Raw genomic sequence first — 3501 nt, 5'->3', positions numbered from 1 at the left:
CTCCCGCTTCCCCGGCCTGCGCCGCCGGGGCCGCCGCAGCCGGCGAGGGCGAGCGCGCCGAGCCCGGCCACGCCGCCGGCGGCTGCGAGGAATCCCCGGCGGCGCAGGCCGGGGAAGCGGGAGTCGTCGAGGGGAGCGTGGGGCATGGCGGTGTCCTCCGGATACGAGCGGTTCGTCGAACGGTGGGCGGCGTCGAACGGTGGGCGGCGTCGAGCGGTGGGTGCGCGTCGGGCAGCCGGTCTCGGGCGGGCAGTACGCGTCAGGCAGTCGGCGTCAGGCGGGCGATGAGGTGCAGGCGGTCGGCGTCCAGGCGCGCGCCCGGCGCGTCGCCCTCCTGCCAGGCGGGCTCGGTGCGCGGCCCCGGCCCGTCGTACAGGGCCAGCACCTCGAAGCCGTGCGCGGCGAGCACGTACCGCAGCTCCTGAGGGAGCAGCAGTCGCCACGCGGAGCGCTGCTCGTGCGGCGCCATGCCGTCGGCGGTCCATACGCGGGTGCGGCGCAGCAGCTGCGCGGCACGGTCGACGGTGAGGGTGGTGGTGGCGGTGTACGTGGTCCCCTGCCAGGTGAAGCCGGTGACGGCGGGTGCGTCGAGGAGTTCGGTGCGGCCGAGGAAGAAGGCGCCGTTGCGCATCTCGGCGACGAGCAGCCCGCCGGGCGCCAGGCTCCGCCGGCACGAGGCGAGGAAGCCGTCGAGGTCGTCGTTGGTGTGGCAGTACAGCAGCGCGCTGTCCAGGCAGACGACGGCGTCGAAGGACCGCTCGGGGAAGCGGAAGTCGCGCAGGTCGGCAGGTACGTACGCGGGTCCGGGGTGATGCGTACGGGCGTACGTCAGCATCGCCTCTGAGAGGTCGGCGCCGACGACGGAGCGGCCGGTGCTGTGCAGGTACGCGGCGTCGCGCCCGGTGCCGCAGCCGATGTCCAGGACGCGCGGCCCGGAGCCGTACCGGCGCAGGCAGTCCGCGGCCCAGCGCCCGGCCAGCCGTTCGGTGTCGGGGAACCGGGCCTCGTACAGCTCCGGGTTGTCGGTCAGGAGATTGCGGGTCGACGTATCGTCGGTCAGCAGATTTCCGCTGCTCACGGCGGGTCCCTTCGATGTCTTCACGCGGCCACCACCACCGGTCCGGCGGGCGTCCGGTCCGGCAGTGCGCGCAGCCGGTGCAGCCAGCCCACGCCCGCGGCGGACAGCAGCCCGAACGCCAGGCAGCAGGCCCACGGCAGCCAGCCGGCGCCCGTGTTCCCGCCGGCGTCCATGGCCCAGCCCACGACCGTGTTGCCGACGGCAGCGGCGATGCCGGAGACGACGTAGAACAGGCCGAAGTAGGTACCGGTCAGCTCGGCGCGGCCGAAGTCGGGTATCAGCTCCATCACGAACGGCTGGGCGATCATCACGCCGAGGTAGAGCAGCAGGGCCCCGGCCAGTACGGGCAGGGCGCGCAGGGCCGCGGCGCCCGGGCTGCCGGGTGGCCCGGTCAGCCCCGCGACGGCCATCGGCGGCACGAACGCCAGCCCCATCAGGGCGAGTCCGGCGGTGACCCAGCGGGACCGGCTGCCGCGGTCCTTCAGGGCGCGGGTCACGCGCAGCTGGAGGGTGAGGTTGGCGACGGTGCCGACGAGGAAGACGATGCCGGCCGCGCCGTCCCAGCCGGTGGCCCGCCGGGCGCCGTCCGGCAGCAGCAGGTACAGCTGGTTCTCCATGGTGAACATGCCGACCATGGCGAGCGAGAAGGCCAGGAAGACGCGGTTGCCGACGACCTCGCGCCAGTCGCCGAGGACGGAGTTGTCGGTGGGGACGGCGGTACGGGCGGGCAGCACGGCGGCCTGGGCCACCGTCAGTACGGCGAAGATCGCGGCGGCGGTGAGCGCGGAGGCCCGGAAGTCGACCAGCAGCAGCGCGGAGCCGAGCAGCGGGCCGACCAGCGCGCCGGTGGTCGCGAAGACGTTGAACAGCGCGAACGCCTCGGCCTTGCGGTCGCCCGCCTCCTGCGCGAGGTACGCGCGCACGGCGGGGTTGAACAGCGCGCCGGCCAGTCCGCTGAGGACCGAGGCGGCGAGCAGCACGGCCAGACCGTCGCCCAGCGCGAAGAGCGCGAAGCCGACGGTGCGCAGGGCGCAGCCCGCAATGATGACGCCGCGCGCGCCGAGCCGGTCGGCGGCCGAGCCGCCGATGAGGAACAGGCCCTGCTGGCTGAGGTTGCGGACGCCGAGCACGATGCCGACGACCGCCGCCGACATGCCCAGGTCCTCGCCCAGGTGCACCGCGAGGTACGGGATGAGCAGGTAGAAGCCGGTGTTGACGCCGAGCTGGTTGACCAGCAGCAGGCGGATGGCGAGCGGGAAGCCGCGCATCTCGTGCCAGGTCCTTCTCATCTCGGCACCTCCTGGACGAGGCCGGCCGGTGCGGCCGTCCCGTCGGGCAGGTCGGTGTGGCGTACCGGCCGCACGCCGAGGCCCGGCTGCCGCCCGGCCCGTACGGTGCCGTCGGTGCCGCCGATGCCGGTCCACGGGTCGTGGGCGAGCAGCAGGTGGCCGTCGAGGTCGGCCCAGCGGGCGCGGTCGGCGAGGTGGACGGCGGGGGCGAGGCCGAGCGAGCTGGCGGTCAGGCAGCCGAGCATCAGCTCGGTGCCGCTGCCCGCGATCAGTTCGGCGATGCGCAGCGCCGCGTGCACGCCGCCGCACTTGGCGAGCTTGACGTTGATGCCGTGCACCCGGCCGACGAGCCGCCGGGCGTCCTCGAAGCCGACGGCGTCCTCGTCGGCGATGACGGGTATCGGGGAGCGTTCGGCGAGCCGGGCCAGTGCCTCGGGGCGGCCGGGCTCGATGGGCTGTTCGACGGCCTCGACGCCGAGGTCGGCGTACCGGGGCAGCAGGGCCGCGGCCTGTGCGGTGGTCCAGGCGCCGTTGGGGTCGAGCAGCAGCCGCGCGTACGGCGCCGCCTCGCGTACCGCGAGTACGCGTGCCAGGTCGTCCTCGGGGTCGGGCGAGCCGGCCTTGATCTTGATGACGGAGAAGCCGTGCCGGGCCAGCCGCCCGGCCTCCTCCCCGGCGGCGCGGCGCGAGCCGATGCCGATGGTGCGCGCGGTCGCGGCCCGCGGCGCCTCGTCGGCCCCCAGCAGCCGGTGCACGGGTATGTCGGCGCGCTTGCCGACGAGGTCGAGCAGGGCCGACTCGACGGCGGCGGTCACGGCGGGCGGGGTGGCAGGCCCGGGCAGTGCGCCCTCGCGCAGCGCGTCGAGCGCCGCCTCCGGCCCGTCGAAGCGGGCGAGTTCGAGGGCGGTCTCGCTGAGCAGCCGTCCGATGGTCTCGGCGTCGAGGTGGTAGTACGTGCTGGCCACGGCCTCGCCGTAGCCGCGCTGTCCTTGGTGTTCGATGGCGAGCCAGACGGCGTCGCGGGCCGCCATGGTCGAGCGGGAGATGCGCAGCGGCTCGGTGAGCCGGAGCCGTACGGTGCGCTGGCTGAGCTTCACGGGGTCCCTTCCCGGGGAGTGGGGCGTGGGGGAACGG

General features: G+C 74.9%; 3 protein-coding genes. All 3 read right to left on the bottom strand.

Annotated features, from left to right (window positions below; genetic code table 11):
* Positions 1–259: 259 nt before the first annotated feature.
* Genes CCS38_RS19745 through CCS38_RS19735 form a run of 3 tightly spaced genes read right to left on the bottom strand, consistent with a single transcriptional unit; the run spans position 260 to position 3464 of the window.
* Positions 260–1078, bottom strand: coding sequence for a class I SAM-dependent DNA methyltransferase (locus CCS38_RS19745; RefSeq protein WP_223734625.1), 819 nt, complete (start codon positions 1076–1078; stop codon positions 260–262).
* 20 nt (positions 1079–1098) lie between these two features.
* Positions 1099–2367 carry an MFS transporter gene (locus tag CCS38_RS19740; RefSeq protein WP_223734624.1) on the bottom strand — a complete coding sequence of 423 codons (1269 nt, stop codon included), beginning with the start codon at positions 2365–2367 and terminating at the stop codon, positions 1099–1101.
* On the bottom strand, positions 2364–3464 hold the full coding sequence (locus CCS38_RS19735) for a dipeptide epimerase (protein WP_223734626.1): 1101 nt from the start codon (positions 3462–3464) through the stop codon (positions 2364–2366). Before CCS38_RS19735 ends, CCS38_RS19740 begins: the two co-directional genes overlap by 4 nt.
* Positions 3465–3501: the final 37 nt, after the last annotated feature.

The sequence above is a fragment of the Streptomyces purpurogeneiscleroticus genome (genome assembly GCF_020024005.1).
Classification (GTDB): domain Bacteria; phylum Actinomycetota; class Actinomycetes; order Streptomycetales; family Streptomycetaceae; genus Streptomyces; species Streptomyces purpurogeneiscleroticus.
The sequence above is the reverse complement of the archived record's forward strand: the minus strand, read 5'-3'. Positions and strand labels throughout refer to the sequence as shown.

Bases quoted from the DNA above. Each gene is read 5' to 3' on its own strand.
- CCS38_RS19740 (WP_223734624.1), bottom strand. From the start codon at position 2,367: ATGAGAAGGACCTGGCACGAGATGCGCGGCTTCCCGCTCGCCATCCGC.